This is a genomic window from Actinosynnema sp. NPDC002837 (assembly GCF_040295345.1).
Lineage (GTDB): Bacteria > Actinomycetota > Actinomycetes > Mycobacteriales > Pseudonocardiaceae > Actinosynnema.
Genome location: NZ_JBEOVG010000110.1, coordinates 1 through 18,850, shown reverse-complemented (window position 1 = coordinate 18,850; position 18,850 = coordinate 1). Strand labels below are relative to the sequence as shown.

Annotated in this window: 20 protein-coding genes; 14 read left to right on the top strand and 6 right to left on the bottom strand. The window is 71.4% G+C overall.

The window, feature by feature from the left end; translation table 11 throughout:
* Window positions 1-110: 110 nt before the first annotated feature.
* The 5 genes from ABTZ99_RS39870 to ABTZ99_RS39850 are packed head-to-tail and all read left to right on the top strand — an operon-like array spanning window position 111 to window position 4,289.
* Entirely contained in the window at window positions 111-821 is a 711-nt protein-coding gene (locus ABTZ99_RS39870) for a FadR/GntR family transcriptional regulator (RefSeq protein ID WP_498775242.1), read from the top strand.
* Entirely contained in the window at window positions 818-1,573 is a 756-nt protein-coding gene (locus tag ABTZ99_RS39865; protein ID WP_498775240.1) for an SDR family NAD(P)-dependent oxidoreductase, read from the top strand. Before ABTZ99_RS39870 ends, ABTZ99_RS39865 begins: the two co-directional genes overlap by 4 nt.
* A gap of 32 nt (window positions 1,574-1,605) precedes the next feature.
* A complete protein-coding gene (gene dgoD / locus ABTZ99_RS39860) occupies window positions 1,606-2,751 on the top strand; it encodes a galactonate dehydratase (RefSeq protein WP_499618213.1) in 1,146 nt (381 codons plus the stop codon).
* Between the two features lie 18 nt (window positions 2,752-2,769).
* Entirely contained in the window at window positions 2,770-3,393 is a 624-nt protein-coding gene (locus ABTZ99_RS39855) for a bifunctional 4-hydroxy-2-oxoglutarate aldolase/2-dehydro-3-deoxy-phosphogluconate aldolase (protein ID WP_498775236.1), read from the top strand.
* Complete coding sequence (locus tag ABTZ99_RS39850) at window positions 3,390-4,289, top strand: sugar kinase (RefSeq protein ID WP_499618211.1); 900 nt, start codon at window positions 3,390-3,392, stop codon at window positions 4,287-4,289. The genes ABTZ99_RS39855 and ABTZ99_RS39850 overlap by 4 nt, the downstream gene beginning before the upstream one ends.
* A 61-nt stretch (window positions 4,290-4,350) precedes the next feature.
* On the opposite strand, the gene ABTZ99_RS39845 is transcribed toward ABTZ99_RS39850, so the two are convergent.
* Entirely contained in the window at window positions 4,351-5,394 is a 1,044-nt protein-coding gene (locus tag ABTZ99_RS39845) for a ferritin-like domain-containing protein (RefSeq protein WP_499618209.1), read from the bottom strand.
* 345 nt (window positions 5,395-5,739) lie between these two features.
* Between ABTZ99_RS39845 and ABTZ99_RS39840 the strand changes: the two genes are divergently transcribed.
* Window positions 5,740-6,120 (top strand): cupin domain-containing protein, encoded by a 381-nt coding sequence (locus ABTZ99_RS39840; protein WP_499618206.1) that lies wholly within the window; start codon window positions 5,740-5,742, stop codon window positions 6,118-6,120.
* Window positions 6,121-6,252: 132 nt separating this feature from the next.
* Here ABTZ99_RS39840 and sigJ read toward each other — a convergent pair whose 3' ends face one another.
* A complete protein-coding gene (sigJ, locus tag ABTZ99_RS39835) occupies window positions 6,253-7,218 on the bottom strand; it encodes an RNA polymerase sigma factor SigJ (RefSeq protein ID WP_499618204.1) in 966 nt (321 codons plus the stop codon).
* Window positions 7,219-7,349: 131 nt separating this feature from the next.
* Between sigJ and ABTZ99_RS39830 the strand changes: the two genes are divergently transcribed.
* The 3 genes from ABTZ99_RS39830 to ABTZ99_RS39820 all read left to right on the top strand — a co-directional run bounded on the left by ABTZ99_RS39830 (window position 7,350) and on the right by ABTZ99_RS39820 (window position 10,183).
* A complete protein-coding gene (locus ABTZ99_RS39830; protein WP_499618202.1) occupies window positions 7,350-8,549 on the top strand; it encodes a low temperature requirement protein A in 1,200 nt (399 codons plus the stop codon).
* A 200-nt stretch (window positions 8,550-8,749) separates the two neighbouring features.
* Window positions 8,750-9,511, top strand: coding sequence for an SDR family oxidoreductase (locus ABTZ99_RS39825; RefSeq protein ID WP_498786085.1), 762 nt, complete (start codon window positions 8,750-8,752; stop codon window positions 9,509-9,511).
* Between the two features lie 264 nt (window positions 9,512-9,775).
* Window positions 9,776-10,183: a hypothetical protein gene (locus ABTZ99_RS39820; protein ID WP_499618200.1), complete on the top strand. Its 408-nt coding sequence runs from the start codon at window positions 9,776-9,778 to the stop codon at window positions 10,181-10,183.
* Between the two features lie 4 nt (window positions 10,184-10,187).
* On the opposite strand, the gene ABTZ99_RS39815 is transcribed toward ABTZ99_RS39820, so the two are convergent.
* Window positions 10,188-10,394: a hypothetical protein gene (locus tag ABTZ99_RS39815; protein WP_499618198.1), complete on the bottom strand. Its 207-nt coding sequence runs from the start codon at window positions 10,392-10,394 to the stop codon at window positions 10,188-10,190.
* Between the two features lie 42 nt (window positions 10,395-10,436).
* Here ABTZ99_RS39815 and ABTZ99_RS39810 point away from each other — a divergent pair, with 42 nt between their 5' ends.
* The 3 genes from ABTZ99_RS39810 (at window position 10,437) to ABTZ99_RS39800 (ending at window position 13,400) form a co-directional block, all read left to right on the top strand.
* Window positions 10,437-10,664 carry a hypothetical protein gene (locus ABTZ99_RS39810; RefSeq protein WP_498786079.1) on the top strand — a complete coding sequence of 76 codons (228 nt, stop codon included), beginning with the start codon at window positions 10,437-10,439 and terminating at the stop codon, window positions 10,662-10,664.
* 17 nt (window positions 10,665-10,681) lie between these two features.
* Entirely contained in the window at window positions 10,682-11,380 is a 699-nt protein-coding gene (locus ABTZ99_RS39805) for a TOPRIM nucleotidyl transferase/hydrolase domain-containing protein (RefSeq protein ID WP_499618197.1), read from the top strand.
* Between the two features lie 424 nt (window positions 11,381-11,804).
* Entirely contained in the window at window positions 11,805-13,400 is a 1,596-nt protein-coding gene (locus ABTZ99_RS39800) for a DUF6119 family protein (RefSeq protein ID WP_498786063.1), read from the top strand.
* Window positions 13,401-13,442: 42 nt separating this feature from the next.
* On the opposite strand, the gene ABTZ99_RS39795 is transcribed toward ABTZ99_RS39800, so the two are convergent.
* The gene (locus ABTZ99_RS39795) at window positions 13,443-14,429 is read right to left on the bottom strand and encodes an Acg family FMN-binding oxidoreductase (protein WP_498786061.1); all 987 of its coding nucleotides are present in this window, start codon (window positions 14,427-14,429) and stop codon (window positions 13,443-13,445) included.
* Between the two features lie 140 nt (window positions 14,430-14,569).
* On the opposite strand from ABTZ99_RS39795, the gene ABTZ99_RS39790 reads away from it, so the two are divergent.
* On the top strand, window positions 14,570-16,264 hold the full coding sequence (locus ABTZ99_RS39790) for a GAF domain-containing sensor histidine kinase (protein WP_498786059.1): 1,695 nt from the start codon (window positions 14,570-14,572) through the stop codon (window positions 16,262-16,264).
* Here ABTZ99_RS39790 and ABTZ99_RS39785 read toward each other — a convergent pair.
* The gene (locus ABTZ99_RS39785; protein ID WP_498786057.1) at window positions 16,261-16,911 is read right to left on the bottom strand and encodes a response regulator transcription factor; all 651 of its coding nucleotides are present in this window, start codon (window positions 16,909-16,911) and stop codon (window positions 16,261-16,263) included. The two genes, ABTZ99_RS39790 and ABTZ99_RS39785, sit on opposite strands and share 4 nt — an antisense overlap.
* Window positions 16,912-17,018: 107 nt before the next feature.
* Window positions 17,019-17,726 (bottom strand): hypothetical protein, encoded by a 708-nt coding sequence (locus ABTZ99_RS39780; protein WP_498786054.1) that lies wholly within the window; start codon window positions 17,724-17,726, stop codon window positions 17,019-17,021.
* Between the two features lie 190 nt (window positions 17,727-17,916).
* Between ABTZ99_RS39780 and ABTZ99_RS39775 the strand changes: the two genes are divergently transcribed.
* Window positions 17,917-18,789, top strand: a complete 873-nt coding sequence (locus ABTZ99_RS39775) for a universal stress protein (protein WP_499618194.1) — start codon at window positions 17,917-17,919, stop codon at window positions 18,787-18,789.
* Window positions 18,790-18,850 lie beyond the last annotated feature (61 nt).

Below are 18,850 nucleotides of genomic sequence, written 5' to 3'. Positions count from 1 at the left end.
CGGTGGCCGGGCGGGTTCATCGTGGGCACCGGCCTCGGCACTGTCAAGGATTATTCATAATTAATGAGGACTTGCTACGCTCTTGGACGACCACCGCGGGGAGGAGCGACATGGCCCGCTACACCGGCCGAGGAGTGCACTACCAGGTCGTGCAGGACATCGGCTCGCGGATCGTGGCCGGCCGGCACGCGCCCGGCGACGTGCTCGACCTGCGCGCCCTGGGCGACGAGCTGGACGTCAGCCTCACGGTGCTGCGCGAGGCGCTCAAGGTGTTGACCGGCAAGGGCCTCGTGGACGCCAGGCAGAAGCGGGGCACGTTCGTCCGGCCCCGGGCGGAGTGGAACCTGCTCGACGCCGACGTGATCGACTGGCGCATCGACGGCGGCGACGCCGAACGCGTCCTGCGCGACCTGGCGGACCTGCGATCCGTCATCGAGCCCGCGGTCGCCCATCGGGCCGCGCTGCGCCGCACCGACGACGACCTGCGAGCCCTCGACGCGGCGCTGGACGCCATGGCCTCGGCCGGGCGCGATCCCGCCGCCGCGGCGGAAGCCGACGCCGTGTTCCACCGCGCGCTGCTCGCCGCCACGGGCAACGAGCTGTTCGCGCGCATGGACCTGCTCCTGGAACCCGGCCTGCGCGCCCGTGACCGCCTGGTGCACGCCCACACCGACGTCGACGACCCCGTGCCCAGCCACCGCGCGGTCCTCGACGCCGTGCGCGCCGGCGACGGCCCGCGCGCCGAGCTGGCCATGCTCGACCTGCTGGCCAAGGCCCTGGAGGACCTCGACGCGGTGGCCGCCCGGACGGAGCGCCGGTGACCGGGCCGCTGTCCGGCCGCGTCGCCGTGGTCACGGGCGCGGCGCGGGGCATCGGCGAAGCGACCGCGCGCCGGCTGGCCCGTGACGGCGCGGCCGTCGCGCTGCTGGACGTGTCACGGGAGGTCGAAGCCGTGGCGTCGGCCATCACCGGCGCCGGTGGACGCGCGGTGGCCGCGCACTGCGACGTCAGCTCCGAATCCGACTGGGCCCGGGCGGTCCGCGTCTGCCGCGACGAGCTGGGGCCGGTCGACGTGCTGGTCAACAACGCGTACACGGTCGACGTGCGGCCCGCGCACGAGACCACCACGCGGTCCTGGGAACGGCAGCTCGCGGTCAACCTCACCGGTGCGTTCCTCGGCGTCCGCGAGTGCCTGCCCGACCTGCGCCGCGACCGGCGCGGCGCGGTGGTGCTGACCTCCTCCGTGCACGCCCTCGTCGGCCTGCCGGGGCGCGCCGCCTACGCCTCGGCCAAGGCCGGGCTGACCGGCCTGACCCGCCAACTGGCCGCCGAGTACGGCGCCGAGCTGCGCGTCAACGCGGTCCTGCCCGGGCCGGTGCTCACCGCCGCCTGGGACGACATCGGGCCCGACGACCGCCGCGCCAGCGCCGAGCAGACCGTCGTGGGACGCCTCGGCCGCCCGGCGGAGGTGGCCGCCGTCATCGCCTTCCTGGTCGGCGACGACGCCTCCTTCGTCACCGGCGCCTGCGTGCCGGTCGACGGCGGGTGGAGCGTCTACAAGACCTCGTCCTGACCGGTCGTCGCGACCAGAGAGGAGGGCGCCGCGTGAAGATCACCGCCGTCGAGACGTTCCTGGTCCCACCCCGTTGGCTGTTCTGCCGCGTCAGCACCGACGAAGGCGTCACCGGCTGGGGCGAACCGGTGGTGGAAGGCCGGGCGGACACCGTGCGCGCGGCCGTCGAGGAGCTGTCCGACCTGCTCGTCGGCGCCGACCCGGGCCGCATCGAGGACCTGTGGCAGGTGATGACGAAGTCCGCGTTCTACCGCGGCGGCCCCGTCCTCTCCAGCGCCGCCGCCGGCGTCGACCAGGCCCTGTGGGACATCCTCGGCAAGTCGCTCGGCGTGCCCGTGCACCGACTGCTCGGCGGCGCGGTCCGCGACCGGGTCCGCGTGTACGGGTGGATCGGCGGTGACGAGCCCGCCGAGGTCGCGGACGCCGCCGCCGCGCAGGTCGCCGCCGGGCTCACCGCCGTGAAGGTCAACGCGAGCGGCCGGACGGGCCCGATCCCGACCCGCTCCGAGACCGCCGCCGTCGTCGCGCGCCTGGCCGCGGTGCGCGAGGTCATCGGGGACGACCGCGATGTCGCCGTGGACTTCCACGGCCGGTTCACCACGGCCGCAGCCCTGCGCGTGCTGCCCGAGCTGGCGCCGCTCCACCCGCTGTTCGTGGAGGAACCGGTCCTGCCCGAGCACCGCGACCGGCTCGCCGACGTCGTGAGGGCGAGTCCCGTGCCGATCGCCTGCGGTGAACGCCTGTACTCGCGAGCGGACTTCCTGCCCGCGTTGCGCGCCGGCGTCGCGGTGGTGCAGCCGGACCTGTCCCACGCGGGCGGCATCTCCGAGGTGCGGCGCATCGCGTCCCTGGCGGAGGTCCACGACGCGTTGCTGGCACCGCACTGCCCCCTGGGCCCCATCGCGCTGGCCGCCAGCCTCCAGGTCGCGTTCGCCACCCCCAACTTCCTGATCCAGGAGCAGAGCATCGGCATCCACTACAACCGGGGCGCCGAACTGCTCGACTACGTGCTCGACCGCACCCCGTTCACCTTCCACGACGGCGCGATCCGCCGCTGGGACGCGCCCGGCCTGGGGATCGAGGTCGACGAGGACGCGGTGCGGCGCGCGGACGCGGTCGGACACCGGTGGCGACCCCCGGTGTGGCGGCACGACGACGGTTCGTTCGCCGAGTGGTGACGAGGAGCGGAGGAAGACGTGCGGTTGATCGAGGCACTGCGTGACCACCGGCTGATGGCCATCATCCGCGGGCGCGACGCCGAGGCGTGCGAGCGCGTCGCCGCCGTGCTCGTGGACAACGGGATCTCGCTGGTGGAGGTGTCGCTCACGGGCACCGACGCGCTCAAGGTCATCGAGCGCGTCGCCGCGACCGCGGGCCCGGGTGTCCACGTCGGCGCGGGCACCGTGCTGACCGCCGACGACGCCCGCCGGGCGCGGGACGCGGGTGCGACCTTCGCCGTGACCCCGGCCCTGGGTGAAGGCGTGCAGGCGTCGGTCGGGCTGGGGCTGCCGGTCCTGGCGGGCGCGTTGACCCCCACGGAAGTCCTTGCGGCGCACCGCGCGGGCGCCGCGGCGGTCAAGGTGTTCCCGGCGTCCTCGCTCGGACCCGGGCACGTCGCCGCGCTGCGCGCACCGTTCCCGGACGTCCCGCTCGTCCCGGTGGGCGGCATCGGCGTGGACGACGTCGAGCGGTACCTGGCGGCCGGCGCGGTCGCCGTCGGCATCGGCTCGCCGCTCACCGGTGACGCGCCCGACGGGGGAGACCTGGCGGGGTTGGCCCGGCGGGCCCGCGCGTTCGTCGCGAAGGCGGTCGGGGCGTGATCGACGCGATCGCGTTCGGCGAGACCATGATGTCGTTGCGGTCGACCGGCGGCTGGCGCCTCGGCTCGACCGCCACCACCTCGATCGCCGGCGCGGAGAGCACCGTGGCCATCGGGCTAGCCAGGCTGGGCCACACCGCCCGGTGGGTGGGCCGCGTGGGCGCGGACGAGCCGGGCGAGCTGGTGCTGCGGACGTTGCGGGCAGAGGGCGTGGACACCTCCGCGGTGGTCCGAGACGAGGACGCGCCCACCGGGCTGATCCTGTTCGAGCAGCGCACCCCTGACGTGACCCGCGTGCTGTACCACCGCGCCGGGTCCGCCGGGTCACGCCTGACCGGGCAGGACGTGGTGGCGGGCCTGACCGGCGGCGCCCGGCTGCTCCACGTCACCGGCATCACGCCCGCGCTCGGCGCCGAACCGCTGGCCGCCACCCACGCCGCCGTGGACCACGTGCTCGACCAGGGCGGCCTGGTGTCCTTCGACGTCAACCACCGCAGCCGCCTGTGGTCCGCGGCGGAGGCGTCACGGGTGCTCACCCCGTTGGCGCGCAAGGCATCTGTGGTCATCGGCTCGCCCGAGGAGCTCGACCTCGTCGGGAGCCCCGGCGACCACGTCGTCACCAAGCTCGGCGCGGACGGCGCCCGGGTGCGCACCGCCACCGGCACTTGGACCGCGCCCGCCCACCGGGTCCGGGCCGTGGACCAGGTGGGCGCCGGCGACGCGTTCACGGCCGGCTACCTGTCCGGCCTGCTGGACGGCCTCGACCCGGCGGCGTGCCTGGCGCGGGCCAACACGACGGCCGCGTTCGCCGTCATGACCGTCGGCGACTGGGAAGGCCTGCCGACCAGGCCCGAACTGCCACTGCTCGACCTGGCCCCCGGCTCAACCCTGCGATGACCCCAGCGACCGCCTGGCGACCGCCTCCCGGCCGCCTCGCGGCCGGCAAGTCGCCCGTGCGTCACCCGGTGCGGTCGCGCCGCTGCTCCTTCGGCACGTACTCGAACGTCGGACCCGCCGTCGTCCGACCGTCGCCACTGGGCATCCGCATCAGCGCACGCGCCCGCTCGCGCAGCGCGTACATGACCCCGACCGAGGCGCCGAGCCGCGCCGGGCTCCCGGTGAACGCTTCCTCCAACAGGTGCAGCAGACCGCAGTAGGTGTCGTTGAACTCCTCCTGCGCGAGCCGGACGGGGCTGCCCGGCGCGTAGTCCGCCGTGCGCTGGTTCGGCCGCATCGGCGCCACACCACCGAGGTCCACGGGCAGTTCTTCGCCCGTGGGGCCGGACCGCGGCGTGTCACCCGCCCGGAACCGCCTGCCCCGCTTCAACTCCACGAACCGGTAGTAGTGCGCGACCTCGTCGCGGTCCGGGTGGAACACGTCCCGGTCGCCGTCCCAGACCTCCGTGCGGGCCGCGCCCTCGCCCTGCTCGACGATCTCGCCGATCGCCGCGAGCGCCGACTCCAGGTCCTGCACCGCGATCGCCCGACCGCCGCCCCGGTGCAGGCGGAAGTCGCGGACCTGCCGCCCGGGGTCGCCGGTGAACACGGCCTCCTCGCCGAGCGAGGCGCACAGGTCGCGCAGACCCTGCTCGATCGCCGCGTAGAACTGGCCGATCGTGGCGTAGCCCTCGGTCTGCGCGGGCCCGTCGGCACGGGCGGGCTGCTCGATGTGCAGGAACACCTCCAGGGCGGCCGGGCCGAACGGGGCGAGCCCGACCCGCACGGACCCGTCACTGTGGGGCAGCGGGTGGGGGTAGGTCGGCAGCAGGTGCGGCGCGTCGAGCACCGGGTCGCCACCGACGGCGTTGAGCAGGTTCGCCGCCAGCAGCAGGTGCAGCATCTCCTCGGCGAACACGGTGCCGACGACCTCGGCGGCCTCGGCGTTGCGCTGGGGATCGAGGGAGTACAGGGCGCAGAGGTACGGCGGCAACGTGGCGTGCTCCAGCTCGATCGCCCATTGCAGGTGCGCGCGCAGGTCCTCGATCGTGGTGATGCCGGTCATGGTGGTCCTTCCTCGAAGGCACGCGGGCGAACGGCCCGCTGACCGGGAAGACCGGACAGCCCTCGGATCGGTGACCGCGGGAAGACCGGACGAACGTCACAGTGCCCGCGGCAGAGGGGCGTCCTCACGGCGCCGGTGGGCTCGCGTCGGGCCGGACGACCGCGACCGGGGCACGGCGAGTGGCGCAGCACCGCTTGACTGGCGCCCCCGCCCGACCGAGGGCAGGCGGGCGCAGGTGCCGGCCAGGACCGAGCCGAGCGGCGGGCTGTGACACCGCCGGCGCGTCACAAAACCCGGAGGTGTCCGGTCTTCGCTGGTGATCCCGTTCCTCAAGGAGGTCTTGCCATGTCGTTCACCGTGGTGCAGGAAGCGCACCCACCCGTCATCCCGGCCGGTGCGCACGCGATGACCGTCGTCGTCGAGTACCCGCCCGGCGACCCCGGCACCCCGCCGCACCGGCACCCCGGACCGGCCTTCGGCTACGTGCTGGAGGGCGAGATGGTCTTCGAGCTCGAAGGCGAACCGGCGCGCGTCGTGCGAGCGGGCGAGGCGTTCTGGGAACCGGGTGGCGATGTCATCCACTACCAGGACGGCAACAACCGCGACGACATCCCGGTGCGGTTCACCGTCACCATGCTGTGCGAGCCGGGCAAGCCCATGGTCGACCTCGTGGACGCCGACGAACTCGCCCGGCGGGCGGACCGCCGGGCGCCGCGGCCGAACTGACCCGGGGCCACGCAGTTCATCCGGCTGGTCGGGGAGAGGACGCCGTCGCACACGGCGTCCCGGATCTCGGCGACGTCGCCTCGCGGGCACGGCCCGGTGAGCCCGCGGACGACGTCGCCGAGCCGGTCGGGATCACCCTCGCTGCCGCCTGGCCCGACCGGGCACCACGGTGATCTTCGACGGCGGCGAGGAGATCGCGTCGGACACGCTCGTGATCTTCTCGGGGTTGAGCAGCCACAGCAGGTGGTCGATGCCCTCGGTCGTCGCGCCGACCGCGACCACGCCGAACTCCGCGCCGTTGCGCAGCAGCACGGCGCAGGGCTGCCCGTTCGCGCTCACCCACCGCACGTCGACGTCGTTCCAGAACCAGGAGGAGAACGAGCCGAGGTACCGCTGCACGGCGGGCACGCCCACGATCGGCTTGCGCGCGACGCCCAGCCTGCCGTTGCCGTCGGACAGGCTGGTCACGTCCGGCGCGAAGAGCCGTTCCAGCGACGCCATGTCACCGGCGCGGGCGGCCGCGATGAAGGCGGCCAGCAGCTCCCGCTGCGCGTCGGGGGTCACCTGCCTGCGCCGTTCGCCGGCCATGTGCTTGCGCGCCCGGCTGACCAGCTGGCGCACCGCGGGCTCGGTCGACTGGAGGATGTCGGCGACCTCGGCGTAGGCGTAGCCGAAGGCTTCCCGCAGCACGTACGCGGCGCGTTCGTTGGGGGTGAGCTTCTCCATCAGCATCAGGGCCGCGAGCTCCAGGGCCTCACCGCGCTCGGCGCCCAGGTACGGGTCGGCGCTCGTGTCGACCGGCTCGGGCAGCCACGGCCCGACGTACGTCTCGCGCCGCACCCTGGCCGACTGCAGCGCGTTGATGGCGAGCCTGGTCGTCGTGGTCGCCAGGAACGCCTCCGGGTTGACCACCTGGCTGCGGTCGTACAGCTGCCACCGCACCCAGACGTCCTGCACCAGGTCCTCGGCCTCGGCGACGCTGCCGAGCATGCGGTAGGCGATCCCGAACAGGCGCGGCCGCAGGGTCGTGAAGATCGCCGCGGCCCGTGCCAGGTCGTCCGAGTCCCCTGGTCCGGCAGTCGCGCTGGAATCCGTCAACCGTCGCCTCCGTGCCCGTTCGTGCCGATCTCGGCGGTGCCGAAGGTACCCCGTCGCACCGACGGCCGTTCTCCGTCACAACCGGGCGACCCATCCGGTCTCAGGGGGTGACCTGAGAGAACGGGGACAGCATGAGAACCGTCGACCTCCGCGTCCGGATGCGCGCACGCCCGATCGAGGAGCCCCATCGCGTCGCCACCCGGCTGGAGCTGTTGTTCGACCTGACGTTCGTGGTCGCGGTGGCCGGTGCCGTCGGTCAGCTCGCGCACGCGATCGAGGGCGGTCACGCGTCGTCCGGTGTGGTGGCGTTCCTCCAGGTCTTCTTCGCGATCTGGTGGGCGTGGATGAACTTCACCTGGTTCGCCTCGCCGTACGACACCGACGACGTCGGCTACCGGTTGATGACCATGCTCCAGATGGCGGGCGTGCTCGTGCTGGCCGCCGGCGTGCCGGCCGCCGCCGAGGGCGATCTGCGCACGGTGACGCTCGGTTACCTGGTCATGCGGCTGGCGCTCGTCGCGCAGTGGGTGCGGGTGGCGGTCGAGGACCCGGAGAGCAGGCGCACGGCCCTGCGGTACGCCGCGGGCATCACGGTCGCGCAGGCCGGTTGGCTGCTGCGGCTCGTGGCGGCGGAGTCCGGCGCGCTCGCCGGCGGTTGGTCGCTGCCCGCGTTCGTCGTGCTGGCGCTGGTCGAGCTGGCCGTGCCGCCGTGGGCGGAGCGGGGGCGGCGGACGACCTGGCACCCCCACCACATCGCCGAGCGGTACGGCCTGTTCACGATCATCCTGCTCGGAGAGGGCGTGTTCGCCGCGTCGACCGGTGTCGACGCGGCGGTGCGCGAGGGTTGGACGTGGTCGCTGACCGCGGTCGCGGGGTCCGGGCTGGTGCTGGTGTTCGCGCTGTGGTGGCTGTACTCGCTGGAGCCCGCGGGCGACGCGCTGGCCGAGGCGAGGCGTCGGTCGTACCTGTGGGGTTACGGCCACTTCGGGCTGTTCGCCGCCCTGGCGGCCCTCGGCGCCGGCCTGGAGGTCGCCGTGGTGCGGACCGCGCACCGCGGCGAGGTCTCGGAGGTGGCCGCCGGCTGGGCGGTGGCCGTGCCGGTCGCCGCTTTCCTGGTGCTGCTGTGGGCGGTGCACGCCCCGTTCATCCGGAGGTCGTTCATCCGGAGGTCGTTCATCCGGCACGCGCGCCTGCTGATCGGCGCCGCGGCCGTCGCGGTGTCGCCGTCGACGGTGCCGGTCGTGGGGCTGCCCGGCACCGTGACGCTGATCGCCGCCGTGTGCGTCGCCGTCACCGCGTCGACCGTGGTGCACCACCAGCTGAACGCTTAGCGCTCGTTCCCGGCACCTGGTCGACCGGCGCACACCGCCTTGCCCCTTGCCCGTCGAGTGGCGTCATGCGGTTGCGGCTCGACGGGGACCCGCCCGGGTGATCCGGAGCGCGCCGGCTGTCACAACCGGGAAGGCTGTCCGGTCTTGCTTGCGACAGAGGTGCCCGGACCGGCCGGGCGCCCCGGCCCGAAAGGCTCGTCATGAAGATCGTCGTCATCGGTGGTACCGGTCTGATCGGCGCCAAGCTCGTGCGCAGGCTGGGCGAGCACGGTCACGAGGCGGTGCCCGCGTCGCCCGACTCGGGCGTCGACACGCTGACCGGCGTGGGCCTGGACGAGGTGCTGGCAGGCGCTCAGGTCGTGATCGACGTCTCCAACTCGCCGTCGTTCGCGGACGAGGCCGTGATGCACTTCTTCCGCACCTCCACCACCAACCTGCTCGCCGCCGAGGAGAAGGCGGGCGTCGGCCACCACGTGGCGCTGTCGGTGGTGGGCACCGAACGGCTCACCGACAGCGGTTACATGCGGGCGAAGGTCGCGCAGGAGCAGCTGATCAAGGACTCGGGGCAGCCCTACTCGCTCGTGCACGCGACCCAGTTCTTCGAGTTCGTGCGGAGCATCGCCCAGGCGGCGACGGACGGCGACACCGTGCGCCTGTCCGACGCCCTGATCCAGCCGATGGCCGGCGACGACGTGGCGAGCGCGGTCGGGCGCACCGCCGTGGGCGTGCCGCTCAACGGCATGATCGAGGTGGCCGGCCCCGAGCAGTTCGGCCTCGACGAACTGATCCGCAAGGGCCTCGAGTTCCAGGGCGACCCGCGTGAGGTCGTGACCGACCGGAGCGCCCGCTACTTCGGGGCCGAACTGGCCAAGGACTCACTGCTCCCGGGCCCCGACGCACAACTGTCCACCACCCGATTCGACGACTGGCTGCCGCTGAACCCGCCGCCACCGGCGAAGTAATCACGCCTCACATCCACCGACCGCGTCCAACCGAACCACCCGGACGCGGTCGGTGCGCTCGGGCGAACGACCAACCACAGCACCGTCGACGCCACCTCCTGGTCAGGTTCCCCCACCGCAGTCGCCGAACCGTGGCTACCGGCGGCGCATCGTGCCGCGGCCGATCTACGTGCAACTGTCACTATGGTGACGCACGGTCAGGCAGGAGGAGCAAGTGGACCTGGTCATCGACCCATCGCGGGGGTGGGGCCGTTGAGAATCGGTATGCCGTTCGACGAGGCCGCCGAACTGCTGCATTCCCTCGACGGGTATCGCACCCCGAGCCCGGGGCGCGACAGCCGGCTCGGATTCGCCCACTACGAGTCCGAGCTCACCATCTCGCTCAGCCCTGATCGGGAGCGGCGGGTGAAAGCCATCGAGCTCTACCGGCCCGAGCGCGACGTCACTATCAGGTTCGGGGACATCGCAATATTCGACACCCCGGCCGACGAAGTCATCCAGAGGCTTTCGGGCGTCACGCGCTTGGAGGTCGAGGACGAGGGGCTTCACGTCGTTGCGCCGGACCTGCTTCTCGCCCTGGGCCGACCGTTCCGGTCGGACAGCGCCGACGAGCCTGAAGGCTGGTATTTCGAGTCGGTGCTGGTCGCTGCTCCAGGTTACTACGACCGGTAAGTGATCAATTGCCGGTACGATGATCATGGTCATCGCCGTCGAGGTGTAAACCGGTGGTCGCCTGCAGAGCGTGAGGTACTGCGGTTGCTGGTGGCGGCCAGACGTTGCCGTGCCAGGGGTCGACTTCTAGGGGATCGATGTGAGCAGGCAGCACCTCCGGATTAACCGATTCGGCTTCGCCGAGTACGGGGACACGGTTGATCTCTCCCATAGGTTGGACGTTTCCGAGGTAATGGAGACTCTGGATTCCATCGTGGATCTGGTCTTCTCGGAGGAATCTGGATTGTTCGAGTCACTGACGGGCGCCGCGCAAGCGGACTTCGCGGTTCCCTTGGGGATGTGCTCGAAGATGTTGTCCGCGGGTGATTACTCGACAGTTGAGTTGATCTCTGCGGCCTGTGCTGTACGTTACTGCGCCGAGGCGCACCTGTCCGAGTTTCCGGGAGATCTCGTGCAGTTGCTGTCCCGGCTACCTCGTTGAGTGGTCTTGACCACAGGTTGGCAGACTCGTCGAGTGTCTTCCGTTTCCACGGCGCGCCGAACACCTGGACGGGCCTTGGCGCCGGCGGACTGGCCGGCAGCCTGCACTCCGTACAGGTCCACCTCGACGCCGTCGCTGCATCCAAGCTCTCCGAGGCGCTTTTCGCCAACGCCGCGATCCTCGTCGAGGGCACCACCGACAAGGCGGTCCTGGAAGGACTGGCCGAGAAGTCCTCAGTCACCTCGCTGCTCAGCCGAGGCATCACCGTCGCCGACGTCGGAGGCAAGTCCAACATCATGCTCGCCCACGCCATCCTCACGGAACTCGGCGTGCCTTGCTACACCATGTTTGACGGCGACCGCGACGGCGGCGACATCATGCGCGCCCGAGGTAAGGCAGCGGACAAGATCGCTGAGAAGGTCGCGAAGGACATCGCCGACAACCGCAAACTGCTCACTTACCTGGAAGCCGACGTCGAGGACTTCCCGGACACCGTCGCCCACGCCCGCTACGCGGTCCTCGAAGACACCCTTGAACCCCTGCTCAACTCGCAGTGGACTGGCTGGGACGATGAGGCAAGAGCAGTGGTGGCCGAAGGACTGGCCACCGGCAAGAAGAACCCCCTCGTCTACTTCATCACCGCACGCCGCATGACCACTCCACCACCCCGCTTCCTCTTGGACGTCCTGCGCCACGCGCAGAACCTCACTATCTGACGGCGGCGCCGTGGTGGGGCCACAACGACAACCGGTGGGCGGCCAGAACCAGAGGGAGGCGCGACGTTGCCGCCCGAGGTTGGGCTTCGGTCCGATGCGGTGGCGGCTCAACTCCAAGGACTCCGGTGCGGGTCGCAGGTGGAGAAGCTGGCCGTGCGACTCCGCACGGTGACGCGGTGATCACTGATGCTCCGGGCGTCGGAGGAGTGCGGCGTCGAGCGCGAGCTGGTCGCGACCGTCAACGCCTTCGACTCTCATAGCGGGAATCCCCAATCACTATGAGGTGAGATCGGGTGGCGTGAGTGATGCTGCCTCGAACGAACGTTCGTGGCCGATCCGCCGACTTCCCTCGATCGTGTGATGTGGCTATCGGTCAGCGGACACGTAGCGTCCGGTGAGGACTGTTACGGCTCGGAGGTGCGCCGTGCGCATCACGCTCTACCTGCTGAGACGGCACGCTGAGTTCGCCAAGCGCACGCTGCGGCATCACGAACTCCTCGCACAGCGCGATCTCCTGCCGCCGCCGGACGAGTCGACGGAGTGGCTGCTGTTCATGCGGGACACACCTGCACACGGCGTGATGTGGTTCGACTACCTCAACCCGATCATCGCCACCCCGAACGGCGACCGTCCGCTGTCGAAGTCGGCTGGCGCCGTCCTGCTCGTGAAGTTCGACGAGAGGGTCTTCGCTGTCACCTTCGGCACCGGCTTCCACGCGATCGGCCACGCGGACGTCGAACCCGATTTCGGGCTCCGCGTCGCGGCCAACTGCGTGGCGGCCAACTCGCTCACCTGGGCGGACGCCCGCGGCCTCGGGAAGGGCAAGCGCAACGCGACCAGCAGGCTCGCGCAGCCCGGTGAGGTGTTCGCGTTGGGCTTGCTGACCGACGAGGAGTGGATCCGGCAGTTCGGCGGCTACGTCACCATCCCGGGGTTCGCGCGCAGTGCCAAGGGCGCTGACTCGCTCCAACTGGACTTCGACGAGACGTTCGCGCTCGCGGATCTGCCGTCAAAGCTGCGGCAGGCACTCGATCTCTACGAGTCGAAGTCCTACCGCGATCACTTCCCGTTCCTGGACTACTTCCGCAGGGAGACGGACAAGGAGCGGATCGCCGAACTGGACGCCCGGATGACCGAGTGCATGCGGTCGCGTGACTCCGAGGTCGGATTCGCGATGCCCGACGAGTTGGACGTCGTGGCGGATCGGTACCGGTTGTCCCGCTATCGACGTCAGGTAGTGCTCAGGGAACTGCGCACCGAGAGCGTCTACAGTGCGATCGACTCCCTTGAGGGTTGGCAGAACCCACTGCAGTGCAACAAGGTACAGGCACTGGACGCCGCCGGTGGGTCAGTCGGTGCCAAGGAGGAACTTCGACGTTACGTGGTCGGTCTGGTCCGCCACGAGGTCGACGGCGTGAACCAGGACTACGCCGTCACCGCGGGCGCGTGGTTCCGAGTAGATCGTGGTTACGCCGAGATCGTCGACCGGTACCTGGCGGACAACATCCCGGACATCACCGAGACCCTCGACATGCCGGAGTGGGATGACGAGTACTTGATCCGACATGTCGACGGGAACTACGGCGAAGACCGTTACAACCGCCACAGCTGCGCTTTGCGTGGTCATGCCCTACTGGACCGCGACTTCTACCGGGGACGCGCGGGTGAACGTGTCGAGATCTGCGACCAGCTCACCGCCGACAAGAAGCTCATCTGCGTCAAGCGGATGGACGGCTCGGACAAGATGAGCCACCTCTTCCAGCAGGGGTCCGTGTCGGCACAGCTGATCATGTCGAACGACGACTACCGCGCCAAGCTCATGGCGAAGCTCCACGAGCTCGACCCGGTGGCGCAGTTCGGCCACCCGTCGGACTGGACGATCGTCTACGCCATCGCCACCGGGAAGCCCGGTCCGCTCAAGAAATCCATGTACTTCTTCACCCGCGCCGCCCTGCGCACCCACTCCCTGGCCATCAGGAGCACCGGCATCAGGGTGGCGATCGCCAGGATCAGTCGCTGACGGATCGGTCCCAGCGTGGCTGCTCTGGATTCACACCGATGTTCAAACCGTCCCGATCGGTTCCAGGAGGAGTTCCCGGACGGTGCGGCGGGGGCTGGCGGGGACTGGTGAGCCGAAGCCGATGCGGAGGATGGTCTGGGGTTCGAGGGTTCCGCCGAGGGCGCGGCGGAGTTCGTCGCGGACGGGGCGCACTTCGATCGCTTGGGACATGAAGGAGGCGGAGAGTCCGAGGGTGGTGGCGGTGAGCAGGACGCGTTGCAGGGCTTGGCCGGTTTGGAGTTCGGCGAGGGGCCCGTTGTAGAACGAGCACAGCACCACGACGAGCGGGTCGGACTCGTAGTCCTTGCCCGGTGGGCGTTCGGCTGCGTGGAAGTCGCGCAGGGCCCATTCGTCCTGGGGCGCGGGCCGCACGCCGGCGGACCTGGGTGGGATGCCGTCCCCGGCTCGCTGGCCGGTCCAGCCGGTGAGTTCGGCCCGCACGTCCGGCGCGTCGGCTTGGATCCGCTGGGCCTTGGCCACGAGTCGCTGCAGTCGAGCGCGCTCGTCACGATCGGTAACGACGTGAAGCCACGACCGTTCACGCTCGGCGGCGCGCACCAGCGCGTGCCGGTGTTCGACGGGTACCGGCGCGTCGCGGAACGGCTTGCGGTTGGACCGCCGGGCGGGGATCGCCTTGATCAGCTGCCGGGTCTCCTCGTCGAGGTCGCGTTGACCGCCCCTGCGGACCGTGGCCAGCGCTCCGGGTGCTTCCGCGCCGGGCATGAGGGTCACCAGAGGTCGGATGCCGTGGTCGCGCAGGGCGAGGCGGAGGTTCAACAGGGCCGCGCCGCAGGACAGCCGCAGCTCCCGGTCTTCCGGGTCGGTGGCGGGAAGCCTGCGGGTCGGGTCGGCGTGCAGTTCGATGCGGTCGGGCGCGAGGCGGAACCGCCAGGGTTGGGTGTTGTGCACGGAGGGGGCGAGCGTGGCGGCGGTGAGCACGTCGGTCACCTCGTTCCCCGCTAGCCCGAGCACCTCGGTCACGTCTGCCATGTCGTCCCTGCCCGTGTCGCCTGATCGAACCAACACCATCACTGTGCGCCGCCGGGGCGCGGGAACACATGGTCGAAGGTCCCTTCCGGGCAGGGACTGCCGGACTTGGCCGTGCCCGGATGTGATGGAAGGCTGGTTTCGTGGCCGGATCTGCTGACGATGTGACGCCGCACCGCCTGCTGGGCGGGTTGCGGTTGGACGAGCTGCTGGACGAGGTGCGGGAGCGGCTGACCGAGATCGGCTCGACCCGGGACAAGATGCAGGGCCTGCTGGACGCCGTGCTCGCGGTCGGGGCGGGGTTGGAGCTGGACTCGACGTTGCAGCGGATCGTGCAGGCGGCGGTGGAGCTGGTCGGCGCCCGGTACGGGGCGTTGGGCGTGCTGGGCACGCAGGAGAACCTGTCGGAGTTCGTCTACGTCGGTATCGATCCGGAGACGCGGTCGCACATGGGGCACCTGCCGCAGGGCAAGGGCCTGCTCGGGCTGTTGATCAAGGACCCGCGGGCGATCCGGCTGCACGACCTGGCCGAGCACCCGGCGTCGGTGGGTTTCCCGGCGAACCACCCGCCGATGCACAGCTTCCTGGGTGTTCCGGTGCGGGTGCGGGACGAGGTGTTCGGCAACCTCTACATGACGGAGAAGGTCGACGGCACCGACTTCAGCGCCGACGACGAGGTGGTCCTGACCGCGCTGGCCGCGGCCGCCGGCGTCGCGGTGGAGAACGCCCGCTTGTTCGAGCGGTCTCGGATGCGCGAGCGGTGGCTGGAGGCCACTGCGGAGATCAACACCGAGCTGCTGGGCGGCGCCTCGGCCGACGACGCGCTGCGGCTGGTCGCGCAGCGGACCCGTGAGCTGTCGGCGGCGTCGATGTCGCTGATCGTGCTGGTGGAGGGCGTGGACGGGCGGCGGATGCGGTTGGCCGCCGGCGCCGGTGAGCGGATCGAGGGCCTGGTCGGCGGTGTATTGGCAGGTTCCGGCACGGTGGTGGAGGAGGTGCTCGCCTCGGCCACGCCGATGCTGGTCGAGGACCTGGAGGGGCGGCTCGGCGACGTGCCCGTCGAGGCGGGCCCGGGCGTCGTGGTGCCGTTGCGGGCCGGGCCGAGCGTGACAGGTGTGCTCCTGGTGGCCCGGGAGAAGGGCGGCGCCCGGTTCGGCGCGGAGCAGGTGCCGTTGCTGGCGTCGTTCGCCGACCAGGCGGCGGTGGCGTTGGAGTTCGCCGAGAACCAGCGGGCGCGCAGGTTGGTGGACGTGCTGGAGGACCGCGACCGGATCGCGCGTGACCTGCACGACCACGTGATCCAGCGCTTGTTCGCCACCGGGATGAGCCTGCAGGGCGCGTTGGGCGCGATCCGCGAGCCGCAGGTCCGGGAGCGGGTGCGCAAGGCCGTGCACCAGTTGGACGAGACCGTGCTGGAGATCCGCACCTCGATCTTCGACCTCCAGGCGGGCGACGACCTGCCGGGCCTGCGGCGGCGGCTACTGGACCTGGTCTCCGAGCTGACGGAGAACGCGTCGGTCACGCCGACCGTGCGGATGACCGGCACGGTGGACAACTCGGTGCCCGACGACATCGGCGAGCACGCCGAGGCCGTGGTCCGGGAAGCGGTCACCAACGCCGTCCGGCACGCGCGGGCGAAGGAACTAGTCCTCACCGTGGAGGCGGGCGACGAGTTGACGATCACGGTCGTGGACGACGGTGTGGGCATGCCCGCACAGGTGGCCCGCAGCGGCCTGCACAACCTCGAACAGCGGGCCACCGCGTTGGGCGGCACGTGCTCGGTGACCGGCGAACCCGGCGGCGGCACCCGCCTGACCTGGCAGGTTCCGCTGGCTTAGCCCTCGGCCGGCGGCGCGGGTTTGCGCAGTCGGGTGGCGAGGACGGCGGCCTGGGTGCGGCGTTCGAGGCCGAGCTTGGCCAGCAGGTGCGAGACGTAGTTCTTGACGGTCTTCTCGGCCAGGAACATCTTCTCGGCGATCTGCCGGTTGGTCAGGCCCTCGCCGATGTAGTCGAGCACGGTGCGCTCCTGGTCGGTGAGCATCCGCACGGGGTCGCCCTGCTCGCGTTCGCGGCGGATGCGGTTGAGCAGCGCGGCGGTGGAGCGGGCGTCGAGCAGGGACTCGCCGCCGGCGACGGTGCGGACCGCGGTCTGCAGGTCGGTGCCGAGGATGCGCTTGAGGACGAACCCGGACGCGCCGGCCATGATGGCGTCGAACAGGGCCTCGTCGTCGGTGAACGAGGTCAGCATCAGGCACTTGAGGTCGGGCATGCGGGAGCGCAGCTCGCGGCACAGCTCGATGCCGTTGCCGTCGGGCAGCCGCACGTCCAGCACCGCGACGTCGGCGCCGCTGTCGGGCACCCTGGCCAGCGCTTCGGCCACGGAACCGGCCTCGCCCACCACGTCCAGGTCGTCGGCGCTGTTGAGCAGTTCGCGCACGCCGACGCGGACCACCTCGTGGTCGTCCACCAGAAACACCCGGGCCACCGGCTCCACCTCTCCGTCATCCGCCTGATCAGACCTTCGCCGATGGGAGTCGTGCGACACAGGGTCGAAAGACCCTCCCACCGTGCGCTCTAGGTCCTCCCATCGTGTCAGTGCACGGTGTGTGCCGCTCGATCGTGCTCGGCGGACCGCGGGGGCGCGACGTCGACCGGGTAGCGGTGCGCCACCAGGACGGGGCACGGGGCGTGGTGGAGCGCCGCGCGGGTGACCGGTCCCCGTCCCGCCAGGACCAGCAGGTCGGTGTCGGCGTACCGGGTGATCGCCTCGTGCGGGTGCATCCTCGCCAGCACCGAGGTGTGCCGGGTGCCGCGCAGCACGTCGTCGGCGTGGGTGACCGGCCACACGGGGTCGTCGGCCCGCACCGGAAGTGACGGTGTGGCGTGCAGGACGCGCAGCGCCACGTGCTGCCCCTCGGCGTAGGCGACGGCCTGGGCCAGGGCCAGGTCGTCGTCGGCTACGTCACCGGACAGGAGCACGGTGACCCGTCGGTGGTCGCGGCACAGGGCCTCGGCGGTGCCGCGGACCACGACGACGTCGCAGACCGCGTGCTCGACCAGCGGCAACACCAGCCTGCCCAGGCCGAACGACGTGCCGTTGGCACCGCGGTAGCCGACCACGAGGAGCCCGGCCCGTGAGCCGGCCACCAACAGGTCGTGGACGGGGTCGGCGGTGGGTGGGTGCACTTCCAGCGGCGCCCTGGTGGACGCGGCGTGCTCGGCCGCCCATCGGAGGGCGGCCTCGCTCCAGGGGGAGCCGTCATCCGCCACGACGACCGGCGCGGGAACTCGGTGGGTCATGGCTTCACGGTGGCCCGTCCGTCGTCTGCGGCACAGGGCCGTGGGAGCTGTCCGGCCGTGACCCAAGGGCCCTGCCCGGTCAGGACCTAGGACCACTGTCCCCGCCCAGTCGGCCGCCTAGCGTCGAAACACGAGGGAAACGCGCGGGTCGACCGGCGGTCCCGACACCGGATTCGGAGAGGAACCTGTGATGAGTGCCCCGATCGTGGTCGGTGTGGACGGTTCGGCGTCGGCGTTGACCGCCGCCAAGTGGGCGGCCGAGGAAGCCGCCCGGCACCGTGTGCCGCTCAAGCTCGTGCACGCCTACCTGCTGCCGACCCGCGGCTACCCGGAGATCGTGCTGACCGGCCACGAGGTGCGGGAGGCGTTCGAGAAGCAAGGCCGGCAGTGGGTCGAGGAGGCCGCGGCCGCCGCCCGTGCGGCTGCCCCCGAGTTGGCGGTCGAGACGGAGGTCGTGTTCGACCGGCCCGCCGCCGCGCTGATCGAGGCCTCGCACGGGGCACGGCTGGTCGTGCTCGGCTCGCAGGGGTTGGGTGGCTTCTCCGGCCTGCTGGTCGGCTCCGTCGCCGTCGCGGTCTCCTCGCACGGCAAGAGCCCGGTGGTGGTCGTCCGCGACGGGGTCCGCCGGGACGGTCCGGTCGTGGTGGGCGTGGACGGCTCGCCCACGAGTGAGGAGGCGATCGGCTTCGCGTTCGCCGAGGCGTCCGTGCTCGGCGCTCCGCTGACCGCCGTCATCGCCTGGACCGACTTCTTGGTCGACAGCGCCTTCCACTCCCGCTTCACCGTCGACTGGGCACAGGTCGAGGACGAGCAGCTGCGCCTGCTGGCCGAACGCCTCGCGGGCTGGCAGGAGAAGTACCCGGACGTGCACGTGGACCGCGTCGTCGTCCGCGACCGTCCCGTGCGGGCCCTGATCGACGCGGGGAGGGACGCCCGGCTGCTGGTCGTGGGTAGCCACGGCCAAGGCGGCTTCACCGGCATGCTGCTCGGCTCCACCAGCCAGGCACTCGTCTACCACGCTCCCTGCCCCCTCGCCGTCGTCCGGTCGACCACGGCGCGGTGAGCGCGACGAGGCGAGCATGGGGGCGGGGCCCACGCCCCGCGCCCACGGGGCAAGGAGCGCC